We start from the raw sequence: 18,760 nt of genomic DNA, 5'->3' as shown, positions 1-18,760 counted from the left end.
CGTTATAATCCCAGGTGGGGTTACCGGCGAGTACGCCACGCCCGGGCAGAGCTTCGCGATCGCGGTCAAGCCCGGTAGTCTTTGGACGGTCGTACCATCACGCGCGAGTGGCGAAATTGGCAGACGCGCCAGATTTAGGTTCTGGTGTCCACGGACGTAGGGGTTCAAGTCCCCTCTCGCGCACCACCCACCGCCCCGGTGTCCACAACGGACATCGGGGTGCATCCCTCGGCGAGACCGCTCATCTAGGCGTGACGCACGCTAGAGCAATCCAGCATCCCGCACTACGCGTTCGCCAAAATGCGTTCCCGACACCCCGTGCGAATCTCGCGAACACACGTCGCAGACTTCGCAGCAACCACGGGTTCGATGACGGAAATCCGAAAAGCTCAGCTACAACCTCAGCAGTACGCGCTTGCTCTGTCGCCTATCCCGACGGGAATTCTTCGGTGCTGACGCCGACCAGAGCGCCACCGCCACCGATCGGATCAAGCGCGCCGCCGTCGAAGGCGAGTGGTTCGGTGGCGTCCAGAGCTCGGGTCGGGCTCATCATCTGATGAAGGCGGATCGCGGGCTGCCTTCTGCTTTAACGGTAGGGCTTGGGCGCTGGCGTCCCGGTGAGCTCCTTCCACGCACTGTCCAGGCCTTTTCCGTAGTATTCGAGATACCCGCCGGGATGATCATGCAGATAGTCGGCCACTATGCCGACCGCAGTCGACCTGGTCAAATCCCCTGCGGCGTAACTGTTGTCGGCGGCCTTGGTGGCGTCGTCGATGTGGCCGATATCCGGCCCGCCGTTGCCGAGGATTTCCCGCCGCACCTCGGCGGTCATCAATCCCGCATTGGACTCGCCTTGATACGCCTTGTACAGATTCTTTTCGCGCCAGTGCCCATACTGCTCGCCGGGGTCGGGCGCGATGATCGAGTAGGTGTATTCGGAGCCAGCGGTGGCATGGCCGGTCTCGTGCGCCAATTCCGCTGTGATCAGCAGCGGATCGTTCTTTCCTTCCAGGTTGATGAGGATCTTCTTCTCGCCTCGGAAGGTGAGGCCACCGGCGTCGATCGAGCCGTAACCGATCGTCCAGCCCGCGGCCTGAAGTTCCCGCACGTTTTTCGACAAGGTGGGCGACATCGCGATCAGCCGGTCCACCTCCGGACCCAGATGCGCCGAGTCGTCGCTCGGTGCGTGGTCGTCGGCGAGTTCGCTTCCGATGTCGACAGCCAGACCGACACCGACACCGAATGCGGCAGCTTTCACCAGGATTTGTGTTCGGGCGTCGGCGGCGGCCAGGCCGGCGACACCCGAGCGCAGGTCGGAATCGGTCGCCCGGTAACGCGTGGAGAGCGCAGTAGCGGCGTCTCGGAACGCAGAGGCCAGCCTCCGGGTGGCAGCCTGAACGCTCTCGGCGATCGATATATTCATCCTGCTTTGGCCGCCAACACCCGAAATGAGCCACTGGCGCGGTTGCGTTCGGTCGTGACCGTGGCCGAGGCCACCTCACCGGGCAGGCAGACCACTTGTGCTGCAGGAGTTTCCATGGACCGGGTCCTATCCGGTGGCCGAAACGTGAACGCCAACAGCACCGACACCGGCACCAGGGGACCTACGCATCGCCATGCATGGTAATCCGACTCTTCCGAAGATCGCGGCCGAATGGCCATCGCCGCCCAGGGGCCGCGCCCCATCCAGCGCCGCGAAAACGCATCGACCAATCTTGGACGGGCACCAAACTACGCCCATCTGCCAGATTGCAAGGGCACGGCGTCGAGCGCCACGATCGCAGCAGCGCAGGTCATCGCGCCAACACCACCATCGCGATACCTTCACCGACAACCAAGCGGGCAAATCTGCCGGAAGTTTCCCCAGCTAGTTCACAGGCTGGTCCGAGCACAATGACGGAGTGACCAACTCTGATGCGGTTACGGGGGCGCGGCTTCTCGCGGATGATATTGCGACAGCGCTGGGTTATGACGTCCAGACGGACGACAGCGCCCCCGCTCACCTGACGGAAAAAGCAGACCGGGCAGGAGGGTGGATCAGCCTCCGAGTCCCCGCGCTGGATATCGAGATGGGCTACGGACCGGCCCCGGCGGTGACCCCCGATTCGGTGGCCTGCCAGTTAGCGACCCACATCCAAGACGACATCCTGTCTCGCACCAGCATGATCTGGCCCGCATATCCCGGCCACGACGACCAGCCGTTGGTCCCCGGCGACAAAGGCTGGTACAGCGAGAGCGACCCGACCGTGCTGGTCCCCTACGGTCACGCCAGGTCGGCGCAGCCCCGACACCGATCTCGAGGGTGTAGTCCGGTGGTGGCTGGGCTACTGGTTCGTCGGACTGATCGCCGACAAGTCTGGTGACGTCTGGTTCTCCGAGCACGAATTCGAGGGCGACCTGTCCGCAATTCGCCCAGGCCTCCCGGTTGAATACGTTGCCGGTGACCGAACACACGGACGGTTCCGCAAGGCCGTCAAGGTACGAGCCGCCTCTCGAGTTGCCCGGCCCGCTACTCCGGCAGGAGATCGAGGCCGCAATCCGATCTGACACTAAGGTTTCCGCGAAGGCGATAGTGGTGTACTGCTCGGGCTCGAACGGTCTTCGCAACACTGCCCTGTTGAAGTGAGCGCAGGTGATCGTTGAAGGCTTCGGCATGGGGTTCTCCGGCGGAGGGGCTTTCGCGGGCATGGTGTTGAGGGCGCGGGTGACTGCCGCGATGTCGTCGGAGGCCGTGTTGCCCAACTCGGTCCCTCCAGAAAGTATTGGCGGAGAAGGCTGGTGGTGCCCAGGCCGCGTTCCGGCTGCGGTTGACGAAGCCGAGCTTGTTCAGGATGTGTTGCACGGCTCCTGCCGTCGCCACCACCGCTCGGCGGCTGCCCGCGGACTACGAATCCAGCCTGACCCGCCTCCTCCGCCGAAATCCTCATTCCCCCTGCTCATCCGCTCCGCAGGGGCCCGGCGGCAACGGACAGTGTCACCGAGCCGACGCCCTCGGTCATCTCTTCGCCTTGCCCCGATTACGCGGTTCGAATAGCGTCCGACGTTCGTGAGCGGTAGTGCGGCAATCGAAGCGCGAAAAGACAGATACAAGTGGGGGGCGGTTACCGCAGTCGGAGTGATCGCCGGGTACGTAGCGGTCCTGCTGGCCAACGTTCGGCACTTCTACACCGACGACACCGAAGCCCAATACGCCCCGATGTGGGTCATGCTCGGCAACCAACTGCGTGAGGGTCACTTCCCCCTACTGGCGCCGTGGGAGTGGATGGCGGGCAACTACGCCCTGGAAGAGGCGGGGCTGTACAACCCGCCCCAGTTGCTGATCTATCTGCTCGCGCCGTCGATGGACAACCTCGCTGTGTTCGCCACGGCGGTGAAGCTGATTTTCTCGATCATCGCCGCGCTGGGGGTATTCCGGATCTGCCTGGTCTATGGCGCCCGGACGCCGTGGGCAGCGGTCGCGGCGGTCGCGTTCCCGTTGAGCGGCTGGTTCCTGTTCTTCGACGAGGCCAGCTGGGTGACCTCACACACCGCCACTGCGTGGCTGGTGCATGCCTGGGCATCGGCGGTGCACTACACGCGCGGCCGCAGTGGACCGGTCCCGGTCTTCGTCTTCCTCTACCTGGCGCTGACGGTCCAATATGCTTTCCCCGCAGTCGAATCCGGGTTGATGATCGTCACGATCGCCGCCGGTGAGGTCGTCTATCAGCGGCGCTGGGCCCCATCGATGCGACTGCTCGCGGCGGCCGGATGTGCTGCGCTGGCGGCAGCGGTGGCCAACCTGCCCGGGATCCTGTCCTCACAGGTGACCTGGCGCGGCAGCGCCGAGATCCACAACGATCCATTCCTGACGGTGCCGTGGTCGGAGTCGTTGAACGCGAGCCTGCCGAGCACGACGCCTGCATTCACTGCCTGGTGGGGGCATGTCCAGCCCTTGCCGATGGTCTACATAGCGTGGTTCCTGATTCCGGCGCTGGCGTTCGTCGGCTGGCATGCGGCGCGGCCGTCGGTGCGGGAATTCAGTGGGATCGCGTTCTTCGCCACGGCGGCGCTCATGTGGACCGCGGGCCCCGGCGTGATCGGTCCGCTGCGCTGGCCGGCCCGCGTGTTACCGATGGTCGCCTTGGCACTGCTCGTGCTGGTGTGCGTGTTGCTCAGCCGCTATGGCACTTTCGCGTCGTCGCGCCGGCGTGCGATCGCCGCCGCTGTCCTGATCGGACTGCTGTTCGTGCGCTCCTCCTCGGCTGCTCCGGAGCTCATCGTGCGGCATCTCGTCGCAGTCGTGGTGGTGGCTGCGATCGGCGCGGCGGTGGTGTGGCTCGCCCGCACCCGGGGACCGGCGCCTGCATGTGTGTTGATCATCGTGGCGATGTTCCCGATTGCCTACGCCCAGGTCCGGGGCGCGCCGCCGACCCCGATGTCCTACAACTTCCCGGAACGACGTTCGGCGATGGTCGCCGCCTTCCCCGATTTCGACGGTGTCACACTGCAACTCGCCGACCGCGTGCTGGTGGGACCGGAGGACAAGAGCCTCGCGGGCGCCTACGGCTCACTGTCCATCGGCAGCTATGCGAAGAACCTCGGGCTCCACTATGTCAACGGCTACACCCCCATCGGTCACGGACCGTTCAGCGACCTGGTGTGCATGGCCTGGGACGGCAGCACCTGTCCCGACGCGTTCCGCCGCGCCTTCGCCACCGAACCGTCCACCGGCAAAACGATTGTCGACCTGATGAAGGTCGACCGGGTGGTGCTGCAACGCGCTCAATATCCCGACGTCCGCGACCACGCCGCGCCGTCCGGCTGGAAGTGGGTCGACTATCCGGGCCACGAACGCTATATCTGGGTACTGGAACGGGAAAGCGGCCGCATCTCCACCGTGAACGGCGTGATCGCCGATACCCGCGACGTGACCGCCACGTCGATCTCGCAGGGCAGTTTCCGCAGCGATGCCCGGGTCACCTCGTCCGGCGGCGGTCGTGTGGTGTTTGCGCGGCTCGCCTGGCCCGGCCACCGAATCACCCTGAACGGCAAGGAGATCCCTGCGAAAACGGTGGCGCGCACCTTCCTCGCCGCCGACATTCCGGCAGGCACCGACAACGCCGCGCTGACGCTCACCTGGGCCCCGCCGGGCTGGCAGGTCAGCGTCGCGACCGCGGTGGCCGGAATCGCCGGAATCGGTCTGCTGCAGTGGGCGTACCGGCGAACGCGCCGCCGCCCGCTACTCCCGCCCGAGGATTGTCCGCCCGAGGATTGTCGGTCGGAGGAACCGGCGCGTGAGCTGATCACCGCTGCCGTGTAGCGCACGCGATTCGCGTCATCGTGCGCACCCGACGGCAGCGCCGGACAGCGCGGCGCGGGCTACTGCCGACGCATTACTTCCGCGGGCAGTGGCATCGGCCGTAGGCACCACGTCACGCTGTCCGGTGCGTCGAAGCGATACGGTCCGATCGTGATCCGGGTCACCGAGACAACAGCTGCGCGGTCCGCGATAGGCTCGGGGCCGACCAGCTTCGGCAGGCAGCCACGGGTTTTCGCGATCGTGGGTGAGATCGGACTCTGTTAACCGGCCCGCATGGTCGTGTTCACATCGTGTTTACGATGACCGAATGCTTATTCACGACGCGCAGGGCCGTTCGACCTCACCTCCCGAGCGGGTGGGTCTTGCGCGGTTCCAGCAGCGTCGAGCGCCGGCCGTCTGGTGCGGCATCGTCGCTGCGATATCGGTGCTCGTCGCAGGCCAGATCGTAGCCGCCCATATCCACGCTCTCGGCCCGCTGACCAGCCTTTTCCGCGACTACGCCGGGACACCCAAGTCCGCGACGACACCGTGGGCGGGCTTCCTGCTCGCGCTGGTCGGCATGACCACCCGGGTCCGCGTGACCGCCCTCGCCGCCGCGGTCGGCCTCGACCTGGTCTTCGTGACCATCCGCACGCTGGAGGGTCGACCGTTCACTGTCGGCAATGGCCCGACCATCGTGCTCACGCTACTGGCGGTTATCGCCGCACTGCGGTGGACCGGCACGCGGCGTCGGACGGCACTACACACCATCGCACTCGGCGCGCTGCTCATTCTCGCGACGAAGGTCGGCGAGATCTGGCTGGATATCACCGCATGGACGTGCCCGCGAGTCCTCGATCCCTATGTGCAACTGGCTGATCGTGCACTCGGCAGTCCGTCGTGGCTCGTCGGCCACGCCCTCGACGTGGCGGGACCGGTGCCGTTGGGCCTGGTGCGCTGGGTGTATTTCGAGCTTCCCGTCGCCGCTATCGTCGTGGCCATCTGGCAGCTGCGGGGTGTCACCACAGGTCTGTGGCCGCGGCACCACCTCGTGCGCACGTTCCTGACACTCGGCCTCATCGGCCCGATCTTCTACGTGGTCTTCCCCGTCGTCGGGCCGATCCTCGCATTCGGGTCGTGGGGCCACGGTATGGAACTGGCGAACGTGTGGCCCAATAGCGTTCCGCTGGTGCCGGCTTCGGTCGAATCCATGCCGTTCGACGATTTCACGCCGCGTAATTGCATGCCGTCACTGCACACTGCGTGGGCGCTGTCGCTGTTCATCCACTCCCGGCGCGGACCGCTGTGGCTGCGCTGGGGCGGCGCATTCTGGCTGGTGTGCACCCTGACCGCGACGCTCGGGCTAGGCGCGCACTACGGCATCGACCTCGTCGTCGGCGCCGCGCTGTGCCTGACCGTCGAGTCCACATTGCGCGATCCGGACCGGGGCTGGGATCGCGCGCGGATCCGGCTGGTGACCTTCGGTATCGGCCTGTTCGCGGGGGTGCTGCTGTGCATCCGCTACCTTGCCCTTCCGATGGCGAACTACCCGGTCCCCTTCGGCATCGCGATCCTCGGCGCTTTCGCCGCACTGGCGATCACCTTCTACACAACTTGGTTCGCCCCGGCGCGCGGCGCGGACGTCCAGGCGCCCGCAGCCGAACACGCCGACCTCGAGCATCGCTGACAGCGCGGTCTTGGGCCCGCGGCCTTGCCGAGCCCGCAGCAGCGCCATGGAGAATGATTCGGTGCGGATCAGCGCATCCGCGGCATCGTCTTCGCCCGGCGCGGTGACCACCGGTTCGGGAAGCCATTGGCCGACATAGGTTTCCCGGCGCCGGTTCATCGCCGTCCGCTTGCCGAGCGCGTGATTCACCGCGGCCCGCACCAGCCTGTGTGTTCCCCGGCGTGCGGGCCGGGATTGCCGGACCAGGGACGAATATCGCAGGGCCCGCCGCGACGACCCATCCGACGTGCAACGATATCGACGCGGATATCGGTTCTCGCACCTTTTGGTCTTGGACAGCCGCACCAGCTCTGTGATGTGGTGCCCCCATGAGACAGCTCAACAGGAGTGCACCGGTCCGCTCGCGGATTGCCGTGCTGGCGTTGGCGCTGCTGCCAGTGCTCGGCGCATGCGAGTCCGCCACGCAGGGCCCGGCTCCCGCATCCACCGTCCAGCCCCCCGACACCCGGCTGGCAGGCATCGAACAGCAGCACCAGGCCCGGCTCGGGATGTTCACGATCGACACCGGCTCGGGTAAGACCGTCGGGTACCGCAAGGACGAACGGTTTCCGATGTTGTCGACCTTCAAAACACTCGCTTGCGCCGCGCTGCTGCGCGAACATCCGCTCGACACCGGATACTTCGATCAGATCATCCATTTCACCGAAGCAGAGGTCGCGGCCGCCGGCGGTTCGGCGGTCACCGGCCCTCGTGTCGAAAGTGGCATGTCGGTATCGGAGTTGTGCGACGCCGCAATCACCAAGAGCGACAACGCCGCAGGCAACCAGTTGCTGAAATTGCTCGGCGGCCCGCAGGCCCTCACCCAGTTCCTCCGGACCCTCGGCGACCAGGTCACCCATCTCGACCGCTGGGAACCGGACCTCAACACCGCCATACCCGGCGATGAGCGCGACACCACGACCCCCGCCGCACTCGCCGCCGACTATCGGGCGCTGACGGTCGGCGATGCGCTCGCAGAGCCGGAGCGACGACAGCTGACGACCTGGCTGCTCGCCAGTACCACCGGCGCAACCCGCATTCGCGCCGGCCTGCCCGCCGAGTGGAAGACCGGCGACAAAACCGGCACCGGCGATTACGGATCGGCCAACGACGTCGCCGTCACCTGGCCGGTCGGCAGCACGGCGCCGATCGTAATAGCGGTGCTGACAACACATTCCGATCCCACGGCGCAAGCGGACAGTGGTTTGGTCGCCGAGACCACCCGACAGGTCGTCGACATGCTGAAGTGATCGCCGATGCCGGACGATTGCGGCCCGCCCGGCGCGCCGACCCGCCGCAGTCGTCCAGCGGATCGCCCCCGAGCGTTCGGAAGCCGCTTGCTGTCGGTGCCGCTGCTCAGTATCCACACCATGGCACATGACTTTCAGATCACCGAGGGTGATTGGAAACCACCCAGCCTCGAACCAGTGACCTGATCACGGCGCCACATCGGCGAATCCGTCGCGCACCGATCCAGTGCGGCGGATTCGGCGAGGGTCCGAGGCCAACCCCCACCACGGCATGGGAACGGCCACGACCTGGATCAGCGGGGCGCCAACAGCACTGCTGCGTCGCGCTCCGACTGCGCGCATCCCGATTTGACGGCAAGCGCACCGTCGATCAGTTCAGCACCGATCGCGCAGTGCGGTGGTCGCATTCAGGTAGCAGGACAGGATGTCCCGCGTTTCGGCAAGGCAGTCCATCTTGGCCTCGAGGGCGTCGAGTTCCCTGCGCAGCAATGCGAGCATGTCGGGATGCGGTTCCAGCTGCGGTGCGGACCCGTGCGCGCAGGGCAGTATGTCGCGAATCACCTCGGTCGACAACCCGGCCGCCAACAATGCACGGATCTGCCGCACCACCACGGGCACATCTGCACCGTAGTTGCGGTATCCGTTGCCTTCTCTGTCGGCCGAAATCAGGCCCTGTTCTTCGTAATAGCGCAACAGGCGCGGGCTGGCTCCGGTCTGCGTGGACAGTTCTCCGATTCGCATGCGATCACCTCACAACAGGTTGCCCCTGACATCCGTGTGAAACCCTAGTGTGACGGTATGACACCTTCGACTGACCGCCGCGTAGGTCCATGACGAGATGGTGACGGTGCCACTCGAGCGGCTGCCGAGTGGTGCGGAGCGGGTTATCGTTCGATTCTCAGGTCGATGCCCTGCCGACCTGTGGCTATCCGGATCCGGCTGATTCCGCATGTCGTGGTACCCGAGGAGACCACTATGACCAGCTATGACGATCTACGGGCATTGTTCATCAACTGCACACTGAAGCGGTCGCCCGAACCGAGCAACACCCGGGGACTCATCGACGTGAGCGCCCGAATCATGGAGAAGAACGGGGTTCAGGTTTCCCATATTCGCGCCCTCGACCATGACATCGCGACCGGGGTCTGGCCGGACATGACCGAGCACGGGTGGGCCACCGACGAGTGGCCGCAATTGCAGCGGCAGGTGATGGACGCCGACATCCTGGTGCTGGCCGGACCGATCTGGTTGGGCGACAACAGTTCCGTCACCAAACAGGTGATCGAGCGGCTGTACGGCAATTCCTCGATACTCAACGAGCGCGGCCAGTACGCCTACTACGGCCGGGTCGGCGGGTGCCTGATCACCGGTAACGAGGACGGCGTCAAGCACTGCGCGATGAATATCCTCTACAGCCTCCAACATCTCGGCTACACCATTCCACCGCAGGCCGACGCGGGCTGGATCGGCGAAGCGGGACCGGGGCCGTCCTATCTGGATCCCGGTTCAGGCGGTCCCGACAATGACTTCACCAACCGCAATACCACCTTCATGACCTGGAATCTGCTGCACCTTGCCCGCATGCTGAAGGACAACGGCGGCATTCCCGCGCACGGCAATCAGCGCTCCGAGTGGGACGCGGGATGCCGGTTCGACTTCGAGAACCCCGACTACCGCTAGCCCACTTCCGCGTACGTCTCCTTCGCCGACACTCCGGGCGGTATGCCGCACGGTGGGGCTGACCAGTGATTTGCTGACTGTGGCGTTACCAGCTTCGAGCTTCACTCACCGGACGCGAAGGAGCAAGTCGTGCCGCACGTCAAAGCTGCCCTCGCAGCGGCCAGCTGCGCGCTCGCCATCGGGGTCGCTCCCGCCACTGCCACACCCGCACAGTTCGATGCCACCGTCCCCCATGCGGATTCCACGTTGCCCTCCGGCTCCGCGGAAACGCGGGTCGGCTCCAGTTTGTCGCCGGTCCGTGCGGCCACCAGACTCATGGCAATGTCGATTGTGCCGCTCTACGATTTCTGGGCCTTCGACAATGTCGTCATGCGCGAAAGCAGTTGGGACTTCTTGGCCGTCAACCCAGCCAGCGGCGCGTACGGGCTCGGCCAGGCCCTGCCGCCGCAAAAGATGGCCACCCACGGCGCCGACTGGCTGTTCAATCCAGTGACCCAAATCCGCTGGACATATGACTACATGAAAAAGGCGTATGGCAGCCCCGCAGGCGCATGGGCATTCTGGCAGGAACATCACTGGTACTGACATCGCAGCCCAGCACAGCACATTGTTGAGCAACCCGTCAGCACAGCCGATAGCGAACCGGTCAGCCGAGTTTTCCAGATCACCATTTCAGTGATCGCATCTCGTTACGAGCGCTCGGGAACCGTTCGGGTAGCGAGGATTCCGGCGAGGATGACGCGGAGGCCGTAATCGAACTCCGCGTCGACATCGCCGGCGAAGAGGTCTGCCACCAACTGAGCAGTGCGGGGGTAGCGAACGGGGTCGACGACTTGTTCGAGGCGGTCGGGCTCGTAGGGGTTGGCGTCGGCGTATTCGATGCTGGTGCGGGACTGCTCTTCGATGACGAAGCCGACGGTGTAGTGCAGCATGATCGGGAAGACACGGCCGCCATCGGCCTTGGAGAAACCCGCGTCTTCGAGCATCCGCAAGGTCAATTCCACCGTGCGCCACATGGCTTCGTCGCTGATGTAGGTGCCTGCCAGGACCTTTGCGCCGTCCCGATAGCGCAGCATCGACCCGCGCAACCGCCCGGCCAGCGCGATCAGCCAGTCCTGCCAGCTCTGGCCTTGCCGCGGCGCCTCGACCCCGGTGACGGCATCGACGAAGACGGCCTGCGCCATCGCATCCAGCAATTCCCGCTTGTTCTTGACATGCCAATACAGCGCGGGCGCTTGCACATTGAGTGCCGCGGCCACCTTACGCATGGTCAACCCATCGAGGCCGACCTCATCGAGCAATCCCAGCGCGGCCTCGGCGATGGCTGTGGCATCGAGCTTCATCGTCACCTCCTACGTTCGACTGCTTGACAGCTTAACAATGTTCTGGTCTCCTTAACAACGTTAATGGATTTAACGTTGTTAAGGAGGTGGTCGTGGACACGACCGATGTGGTAATTGCCGGCGCCGGACCGACCGGGCTGATGCTGGCCTACGAACTGCGACTCGCCGGAGTCGAGGTGGCGCTGCTCGACGGACTTCCGGCGCGCACCGGCGAATCCCGGGCGGGCGGCATCCACGCCCGCACCATGGAGATCCTCGACCAGCGCGGCCTGCTCGACGACCTGCTCCCGCAGGGCCGCCGCATCCAGGCCGGACACTTCGGCGGACTACCCCTGGACTTCAGCGACTTCAATACCCGCTACCCCTACACCCTCGCCGTGCTGCAATCGGTGATCGAGCGCGAACTCGATCGGCGCGCAACAGAATTGGGCGCGTTGGTGCAGTGGGGATCGCCGGTCGTCGGATTCCACCAGGACGCGACGGGTGTGGAGGTCGAGGTCGGCGGACCGGCGGGGCCCCGCCGGATTCGCGCCGCCTACCTCGTCGGCTGCGACGGTGGCCGCAGCACGGTCCGCAAGCTCGCAGGCATCGACTTCGCAGGCACCGACGCGACCGTGACCGGCATGATCGCCGACGTCGAACTCACCGATCCGCCCGCGCAGCCCTTCTTCGGTCAGCGCGGCGGTGCGGGCGATTTCTCGGCGGTGCAATTCGAGCCCGGCGGGTACCGGCTGGTCGTGCAACGGCACGACCGTGTCCTCGAGCGCGGCGCCGAGCTGACCTTCGAGGACTTCCGCGACAACTTCATCGAGCTCGCGGGCACCGACTTCGGTATGCACAGCCCGCGCTGGGTGACGCACTACGGCGACGCCGCGCGACAGGCCGACCGCTACCGCGTCGGCCGGGTGTTCCTGGCGGGCGACGCCGCCCACATCCACTACCCGGCCGGCGGCCAGGGCCAGAATCTGGGCGTGCAGGATGCGGTCAACCTCGGCTGGAAGCTCGCTGCGACCCTGCGCGGCAACGCATCCGACGAACTGCTCGACACCTACGAGACCGAGCGCCACCCCATCGCCGCCCGCGTCCTGCACAACACGAGAGCCCAGACGGCACTGTCACGGTCCGGCCCGCATACCGACGCGCTGCGCGACATCATGAGCGACCTGATCGACATGGACCAGGTGCGCCACCGCCTCGGCCTCATGATCACCGCCCTCGATATCCGCTACGACACCAAAGTCGACCATCCACTGGCCGGACGCCGCGTGCCGGACGCCGACCTCACGACCAAGGGCGGCGATACCCGAGTCCACACTCTGTTGCGCTCCCGTCGGCCGGTGCTCGTGGTACTTGACGGAAACGACGTTCCGGCCATACCGCAATGGCACGACCGGGTCGATATCGTCACCGCCGAAAGCCGTACCGATCGCTGGACCGTCCCCGGCGTCGGCGACATTGCGACCCCGGCCGCGGCACTGCTGCGTCCCGACGGCTACGTCGCCTGGGCCGCCGACGAACCCACCACCGCCGAATTGACCGAAGCCCTCACCGCCTGGGTCGGCGCACCGGCCTGATGCCCTCGGTTCGGTAGGAAAGCTACGGTGGGCGGTCTGATTTTTCAGCGCGCGGTAGTGCGCACCGGACGCTCTACTTCGTCCGCTCGATCACTCCGCGAATGTAGGCGGCCTGGCCCGCGTGCTGCAGATCATCGGAGATCACGCTGATCAGACGGATGCTGAGGGTGACCGGCGGGTCCCATCTGGTGTCGACGATCCGGCCGAGGTCCTCATCGGTGATACCTCGGACGAACCGCAGGGTCTGCTCGTGGACCGCGTCGTAGTAACCGAGGAGCAGGTCGGCAGGGGCTTGGATGGCGGCGACATTCTCGGGACGGTCGCCGTATCCGACGGTGCGTGTGTCGATCGGCAGGCCGAACCGGTCGTACCAGCCCTGCGCGGTCCACACTTGCTCCGCGCCTGCCACGTCGGCGACGTGATCGTCCTGCACCCGTGTCAGGTGCCAGATAAGCCAGGCGATCGAGTTCGCGCCCGGGTCGATCCGATAGGCCAGGTGGTCCTCGGTCAGGCCGTCCACCGCCTCGTGCACCACCTCTTGAATACGCCCGTAAGCATCGGCGAGTACGTCGGCACTCGTCATCTTGTCGGCTCCGTCCGTCGATGTCGTGGTTTCGACCGTACTCACACCGGGCGCGGGCCGCCGCGTTCTCGGCCGCACTGTCACAACTCGATCGACTTACTCGTCGTATGCCTACCGCCGAACACCAGACAAGGAAGACACCGACAGTGACCGACCGAACGCACTCATACCGACCGGAGGCCGACCCCTGCCTCGCTATCGATCGAGGGGGTTTCCGGAGTCCCCTGTGCAGCAGGGGATTCGGTGACCTTCTTCCCCAGGTTGATAAGGAACAGAATCAAACAACCGACGGTCGGCACGATGTGCCCGAGGCTCGCCGTGCCCGCGATGGCCGCACCGGTCTCCGTGCTGAGGACGGTCTGAATACTGTGGACCGTCTCGCACGCGACGATCGTCGGTCCCGCCGGTGTGGGACGGCATGAAACCATGGAAAGGCATGAGATCGAGGCATTCCTGACCGTCGCCGACGAATTGCACTTCGGCAGAGCCGCCGAGCAGCTGCGAATGTCACCGAGCGGGGTCAGCAGGACCATCCAGTTGGTGGAGCGCCGCCTCGGCGCGGCGCTGTTCGAACGGACCAGCCGCCGGGTGGCGTTGACTCCGATCGGGCGGCAACTGCGCGATGACCTCCGGCCCGGACACGATCAGATCAAGCGGGCCGTCCAGCGCGCTACCTGCTCGGGTATGGATATGCCGGGGTCAGGAAGGCGGTCGAGCCGTCTGTGTCGTACCGCCATCGCCGAATCGCTCGCCCCATCCTGACCAGAGAACGATCGACGAGACCTGGTGTCAGCGCCCGAAACGTCCGCCACCAGGTCCCGTTGGTCTTGTGCCGGCGGGTTGGATCGCCCCTGTTTCGCCTACTGGGCGGCGTCGGGCGCGCGGGTGAACAGCCGACCTGCGAGGTCGGCCCCGACGATCGCGCCGTGTTCGTCGCGGGTGAAGTAACCGCGCTGACCCTGGAGCCCGCCGCCGGTGACGACGTACTCGTCGTCGGGCAGCAGTCCGAGGCCGGCCGCGGGCAGGTCCGGAGGGAGCTCGGTGTCGGATGCCGCGCGGATCTCCGGCTTGATGCCGACCGCGACCGTCAGCCCCTCGCCATCGGTATCGATGGTGAGCCGCATGACATCGATGTCGTAGTCGCCCACCACTTCTCGTGCTCGCACCTCGTCGTGGGGCAGCGGCACCGGCTGCCGATCGATCACTCCCAGGTAGTGCTTCAGTGCCCAGCGCACGACCGCCTGGTTGAACAGGATGCCGTCGTCCGGTCCCGAGTTGGACATGACGGTGATGGCGAAGGCGTGTTCGGGAACCATGAGCAGCTCGGCGAACTGGCCGTTGCCCGACCCGCCGTGCCCGACGGTGCGCACACCGTCCACCGCACGCAGGAACCAGCAGATGCCGAACGCGTCGCCGAGCGTGCTGCCCTTCAACGCGACCGTCGGTTCCTGCATCCGCGCCAGCGCATCGGAGGGCAGCACATCGAAGCCGCTTTCCGCCCGGCCGTCACCGAGCTGGAAACGCGCCCAACGGAGTTGATCCGACACCGACGACGCGAGACCGCCACCGGGGTTGTTGCCGCGGGTGTCCTTCCACTGCCGCGCGACGGCGAGGGTGCCGTCGGCGCCTAGGTTGTGACCGACCGCGAACCGCCGAACCATGACATCGGCAGGCGCGTAGACAGTGTTCGACAGCCCAACGGGCTCGAGGACGAGCGACGCGACCGCCGCTTCGAAGGTGAGACCGGTGACCTTCTCGATAATCCGCCCGAGCAGGTTGTATCCCGCCTGGCTGTAGGAGGCCCGCGCGCCGACCGGTGCGATCTGATCCAGCTCGCGCATGCGCGCCACATACCCGGCAAGCGCGTCGTCACCGTCACCGGTTTCGACGATGAGCCGCACACCAAGTCCCGCAGTGTGATTGAGCAGATTGAACACAGTCATCTCCGCCGCAGCCCGCTCGTCGGCGAGCTCCAGTTCGGGGACATAGTGCCGCACCGGCGCGTCCAGGTCGATCCGCCCCTCCGCGGCCAACCGCATGAGCGCGGTCGCGGTGAAGGTCTTCGACACCGAGCCGAGCAGGAACAGGGTGTCCGCTTCGATGGGCAGTGGATTGTCGCGGCTGGTCACGCCATGAGAAGCGAACACCTCCTTACCGCCGACCCACACTCCGACCGCGACACCGGGGATGTCCAGCTCGGTCGCCGTGGCCTCGACGAATTCGGACAATGCGGTATCAGACATATCTATCCCTTTCGATCGGCTCTTGGCCACGACGCCGAGTCCCTGCCATTCGGTACCTCGTGCGTCCGGCATGCGGGGAACGTTGCCCGCCTCCGCTGACACGGCGCTGACACGCGGCGTCAGGGTCTGCGCGGCTTACCTTTCGACAGTTGCCCGGTCGCCGTCAGATCCAGCCGACAACGAGCGCCTCGCAGCGTCGGCGGCCGCACGCAATGGGCCGAGGCGGTAACATCACACGCTCGCCATATGGCGATGATCGGAGGCAAAAGGCATGGTGCGCGGGTCAGAGGAGCGCACGCTCAGCGACCCCATCCGCGGCACCAGGCCCGCGAATCGGCGTCAGCTGATTCTGCGTGCGGCGGCGAATCTCTTCTACGAGAAGGGCTACGCCAAGGTCGGTATGGGCGATGTGGCGGAGGCGGTGGCCATCGGCCCTTCGGCGCTGTACCGGCATTTCCGTGGCAAGCAGGATCTGCTGGCCACCGTCGTCGGCGAAGCGCTGAACACCCTGGACGGTGTGCTGGTGACAGCCACCGCCGACAACCTCATCGCCACGGTGGTGACAGCGATGCTGGAGAACAGGCGGGTCGGTGTGTTGGTGCGCCGCGAATCGCGCCAGTTGTCCGTCGATGATCGCGCGGCGCTACGCGCGGTGACCAAACGCATCGGCACGCGATTCGCCGAGCTGATCAGCGAACGCAGGCCCGAGCTGGATACGGCGGCGGCCGATCTGCTGGCCTGGTGCGCGCTCGCGACCGGCAACAGCCTTTCCTTCCATAGTCTTTCGCTTCCGGAGCCCGGGTTCAGCGCCCTGATCGGGGAAGTCGTTACGACCATCGTCGACGCGCCGATCGTCTTGTCCGATCGGTCCGCCGCGCGCACGGAGCACCTCGGGTCTTTGACCCGGCAATCACGGCGCGAGGCCATCCTGGCCGAGGCAACACGACTCTTCGCAGGCAACGGATTCGCCGGCGTGAGCATGGAGGATATCGGTGCCGGCGTCGGCATCTCCGGCCCCAGCGTCTACAACCATTTCCCGACCAAATCCGACATCCTGGTCGCCGCGATGTCGCGTGGTGACGAATGGATGCAGATGGAGATGAACCGCACGTTCGCACAGGCCGCGGACGCCCGCGACGGCATGTTCCGACTGCTGCACAGCTACCGCGCGTTCGCCTTCGAGGACCCCGACCTGGTCCAGTTGCTCGTCTCGGAATCCATGCACCTACCCGACGCCGACCGACACCGAGCCAGAGCGGCTCAGCACTCCTACATCGCGGAGTGGGTGCACCTGGCAACTCAGGTGCACCCCGACTGGGATCCGATCAGTGCCCGAATCCGGGTGCAGGCCGTGCAGACCATGATGAACGACATCGCGCTGATGCCCCACCTGCGATCCCGCCCCGGTGTCGATGCGGCACTGCTGGCGATCGGCGCTCGGCTGCTCGCGATCTCCGACGACTGACCGGCTCGCCCATCCACGAGCTCTACCGTCCCGTATAGACCGAACGTCCCCGGATTCCGCGCGGAGGAGACTGAGGGCGTGACGAAGGACGAAGTTCCGCTGATCGTGGTGGATGCTGCCAATGTCGTCGGCTCGCGGCCCGATGGCTGGTGGCGCGACCGTGCGGGCGCGGCCCGGCGATTACTCACGCAGCTGACCTCACTGAAAAAACACTTGGAGCAACCGACCGATGTGGTGGTCGTGCTCGAGGGGGCGGCGAAAAGCGCAGTCGTCGAGGAAACGGACTTGGACGACCTGCGCGTGGTGTCAGCGGACGGATCGGGGGATGACGCGATCGTCGGTGTGGTGGCGGCAGCCGCTGCGCCCGACAGCGGCCGGTCGATCACCGTCGTGACGGCGGATCGCGGACTGCGTGATCGAGTCGAGGCGCTCGGGGCCGTGACGGTCGGTCCACGCTGGCTCCTGGATCGCATCGGGCCGTAGCCGAACCAGCGAAGTCGGCCATCCGTACCTACCCAGGAAGTCGGTCGGGCGTGTCGGTCGAGGCAACGCGGTTTCCAGCGCAACACTGAGCGCATGGCCGAACGACACTCTTGCGCCGCCGAGGTGCTCGACCTGACCGCGCAATGGGCCGAACTGTTAGTGCCCGGCGAGCTGTCGGACCGTTATGGGCACGCCGTTACGAAACCGGCCACGGCGCTCGGATAACGGAGGAGACCGGCATGTGCCGACTTTTCGGAATGACGGCGTCCCCACAGCGAGTCAAGGCGACCTTCTGGCTCCTCGATGCCGAAGACAGCCTGGACCACCAGAGCGAGACGAACCCCGACGGCACCGGCCTCGGCACCTTCGACACACACGGCAGGCCGTTGGTCGAGAAGCAGCCGTTGGCCGCCTACGCGGACCGCCAGTTCGCCACCGAAGCCAAACACCGCGAGTCGGCGACCTTCCTCGCCCACATCCGCCACGCATCGACTGGTGCCCGCACCGTGAACAACACCCATCCGTTCACCCAGAATGGACGCATCTTCGCCCACAACGGCGTCATCGAAGATCTCCCACTACTCGACGAGCAGCTGGGCCCTTACCGTGCACTGGTGCAGGGCGACACCGACTCGGAACGATTCTTCGCGCTGATCACCAAACACATCGATGCGCACGGCGGTGACATCACCGCCGGGATTACCGACGCCACCCGATGGGTCGCCGACCAGCTGCCGATCTTCGCGATCAACCTGATCCTGACCACCGCCACCGAGCTGTGGGCCTTGCGCTACCCCGATACCCACGACCTCTACATGCTGAAACGCGAAGCAGGAGAACAACTCCGGCATGCGGGCAGCAAGGGAACCATCCGCGTCCACTCAGCCGATTCGGCCGAAACCCCGACCGTGGTCATCGCCAGCGAGCCGATGGACACCGACCCCGGCTGGCGTCGCATGTCCCCCGGCGAGCTACTGCACGTCCACCCCGATCTGCACACAGACAGCAGCCCGATACTCGATCGCCCACCGGCCCACCTGCTGTCACTGTCGGACCTCAGCGCCGAAGCCGCCGCCTCGCAACTCACCCGCTGACCGCACCGCTTCACTCACCGAAACGCGCCCTGTCCCCGGCC

The 18,760-nt window shown here is 65.9% G+C and carries 18 protein-coding genes and 1 tRNA gene; 13 read left to right on the top strand and 6 right to left on the bottom strand.

Annotated elements, in window-relative coordinates:
* The first annotated feature begins 101 nt into the window (after positions 1-101).
* A tRNA-Leu gene (locus OHQ90_RS12495) sits at positions 102-186 on the top strand.
* 241 nt (positions 187-427) lie between these two features.
* Here OHQ90_RS12495 and OHQ90_RS12490 read toward each other — a convergent pair.
* Both OHQ90_RS12490 and OHQ90_RS12485 read right to left on the bottom strand, forming a co-directional pair.
* Complete coding sequence (locus OHQ90_RS12490; protein WP_328410214.1) at positions 428-553, bottom strand: hypothetical protein; 126 nt, start codon at positions 551-553, stop codon at positions 428-430.
* Positions 554-586: 33 nt separating this feature from the next.
* Positions 587-1,423 carry a hypothetical protein gene (locus OHQ90_RS12485; RefSeq protein WP_328410212.1) on the bottom strand — a complete coding sequence of 279 codons (837 nt, stop codon included), beginning with the start codon at positions 1,421-1,423 and terminating at the stop codon, positions 587-589.
* Between the two features lie 478 nt (positions 1,424-1,901).
* Here OHQ90_RS12485 and OHQ90_RS12480 point away from each other — a divergent pair, with 478 nt between their 5' ends.
* The 4 genes from OHQ90_RS12480 to bla all read left to right on the top strand — a co-directional run bounded on the left by OHQ90_RS12480 (position 1,902) and on the right by bla (position 8,254).
* Positions 1,902-2,363: a hypothetical protein gene (locus OHQ90_RS12480; RefSeq protein ID WP_328410210.1), complete on the top strand. Its 462-nt coding sequence runs from the start codon at positions 1,902-1,904 to the stop codon at positions 2,361-2,363.
* Between the two features lie 683 nt (positions 2,364-3,046).
* Positions 3,047-5,299 (top strand): hypothetical protein, encoded by a 2,253-nt coding sequence (locus OHQ90_RS12475; protein WP_328410208.1) that lies wholly within the window; start codon positions 3,047-3,049, stop codon positions 5,297-5,299.
* Positions 5,300-5,606: 307 nt separating this feature from the next.
* Entirely contained in the window at positions 5,607-6,965 is a 1,359-nt protein-coding gene (locus OHQ90_RS12470; RefSeq protein WP_328410206.1) for a DUF5933 domain-containing protein, read from the top strand.
* Between the two features lie 368 nt (positions 6,966-7,333).
* Positions 7,334-8,254, top strand: a complete 921-nt coding sequence (bla, locus tag OHQ90_RS12465) for a class A beta-lactamase (protein WP_328410205.1) — start codon at positions 7,334-7,336, stop codon at positions 8,252-8,254.
* A gap of 375 nt (positions 8,255-8,629) precedes the next feature.
* On the opposite strand, the gene OHQ90_RS12460 is transcribed toward bla, so the two are convergent.
* Positions 8,630-8,995, bottom strand: coding sequence for a MerR family transcriptional regulator (locus OHQ90_RS12460; protein ID WP_328410203.1), 366 nt, complete (start codon positions 8,993-8,995; stop codon positions 8,630-8,632).
* A 234-nt stretch (positions 8,996-9,229) separates the two neighbouring features.
* Here OHQ90_RS12460 and OHQ90_RS12455 point away from each other — a divergent pair, with 234 nt between their 5' ends.
* Complete coding sequence (locus tag OHQ90_RS12455) at positions 9,230-9,934, top strand: flavodoxin family protein (protein ID WP_328410201.1); 705 nt, start codon at positions 9,230-9,232, stop codon at positions 9,932-9,934.
* Between the two features lie 129 nt (positions 9,935-10,063).
* Positions 10,064-10,519: a lytic transglycosylase domain-containing protein gene (locus OHQ90_RS12450; protein ID WP_328410200.1), complete on the top strand. Its 456-nt coding sequence runs from the start codon at positions 10,064-10,066 to the stop codon at positions 10,517-10,519.
* Between the two features lie 104 nt (positions 10,520-10,623).
* Here OHQ90_RS12450 and OHQ90_RS12445 read toward each other — a convergent pair whose 3' ends face one another.
* Positions 10,624-11,277, bottom strand: a complete 654-nt coding sequence (locus tag OHQ90_RS12445) for a TetR/AcrR family transcriptional regulator C-terminal domain-containing protein (protein WP_328410198.1) — start codon at positions 11,275-11,277, stop codon at positions 10,624-10,626.
* 140 nt (positions 11,278-11,417) lie between these two features.
* Between OHQ90_RS12445 and OHQ90_RS12440 the strand changes: the two genes are divergently transcribed.
* Positions 11,418-12,851 carry an FAD-dependent monooxygenase gene (locus tag OHQ90_RS12440; RefSeq protein WP_328412788.1) on the top strand — a complete coding sequence of 478 codons (1,434 nt, stop codon included), beginning with the start codon at positions 11,418-11,420 and terminating at the stop codon, positions 12,849-12,851.
* 73 nt (positions 12,852-12,924) lie between these two features.
* On the opposite strand, the gene OHQ90_RS12435 is transcribed toward OHQ90_RS12440, so the two are convergent.
* A complete protein-coding gene (locus tag OHQ90_RS12435) occupies positions 12,925-13,434 on the bottom strand; it encodes a mycothiol transferase (protein ID WP_328410196.1) in 510 nt (169 codons plus the stop codon).
* Between the two features lie 426 nt (positions 13,435-13,860).
* Here OHQ90_RS12435 and OHQ90_RS12430 point away from each other — a divergent pair, with 426 nt between their 5' ends.
* Positions 13,861-14,196 (top strand): LysR family transcriptional regulator, encoded by a 336-nt coding sequence (locus OHQ90_RS12430; protein WP_328410194.1) that lies wholly within the window; start codon positions 13,861-13,863, stop codon positions 14,194-14,196.
* Between the two features lie 98 nt (positions 14,197-14,294).
* On the opposite strand, the gene OHQ90_RS12425 is transcribed toward OHQ90_RS12430, so the two are convergent.
* Positions 14,295-15,677, bottom strand: coding sequence for a serine hydrolase domain-containing protein (locus tag OHQ90_RS12425; protein ID WP_328410193.1), 1,383 nt, complete (start codon positions 15,675-15,677; stop codon positions 14,295-14,297).
* Positions 15,678-15,948: 271 nt separating this feature from the next.
* Here OHQ90_RS12425 and OHQ90_RS12420 point away from each other — a divergent pair, with 271 nt between their 5' ends.
* From OHQ90_RS12420 to OHQ90_RS12405, 4 genes are all read left to right on the top strand, one after another.
* On the top strand, positions 15,949-17,142 hold the full coding sequence (locus tag OHQ90_RS12420) for a TetR/AcrR family transcriptional regulator (protein ID WP_328410192.1): 1,194 nt from the start codon (positions 15,949-15,951) through the stop codon (positions 17,140-17,142).
* Positions 17,143-17,220: 78 nt separating this feature from the next.
* Entirely contained in the window at positions 17,221-17,625 is a 405-nt protein-coding gene (locus tag OHQ90_RS12415; RefSeq protein WP_328410190.1) for a hypothetical protein, read from the top strand.
* A gap of 93 nt (positions 17,626-17,718) precedes the next feature.
* The gene (locus OHQ90_RS12410) at positions 17,719-17,850 is read left to right on the top strand and encodes a hypothetical protein (RefSeq protein WP_328410188.1); all 132 of its coding nucleotides are present in this window, start codon (positions 17,719-17,721) and stop codon (positions 17,848-17,850) included.
* 14 nt (positions 17,851-17,864) lie between these two features.
* On the top strand, positions 17,865-18,719 hold the full coding sequence (locus OHQ90_RS12405) for a class II glutamine amidotransferase (RefSeq protein ID WP_328410186.1): 855 nt from the start codon (positions 17,865-17,867) through the stop codon (positions 18,717-18,719).
* Positions 18,720-18,760: the final 41 nt, after the last annotated feature.

The organism is Nocardia sp. NBC_00403, assembly GCF_036046055.1.
Classification (GTDB): Bacteria; Actinomycetota; Actinomycetes; order Mycobacteriales; family Mycobacteriaceae; genus Nocardia.
This window is presented reverse-complemented; position numbering and strand designations above follow the sequence as displayed.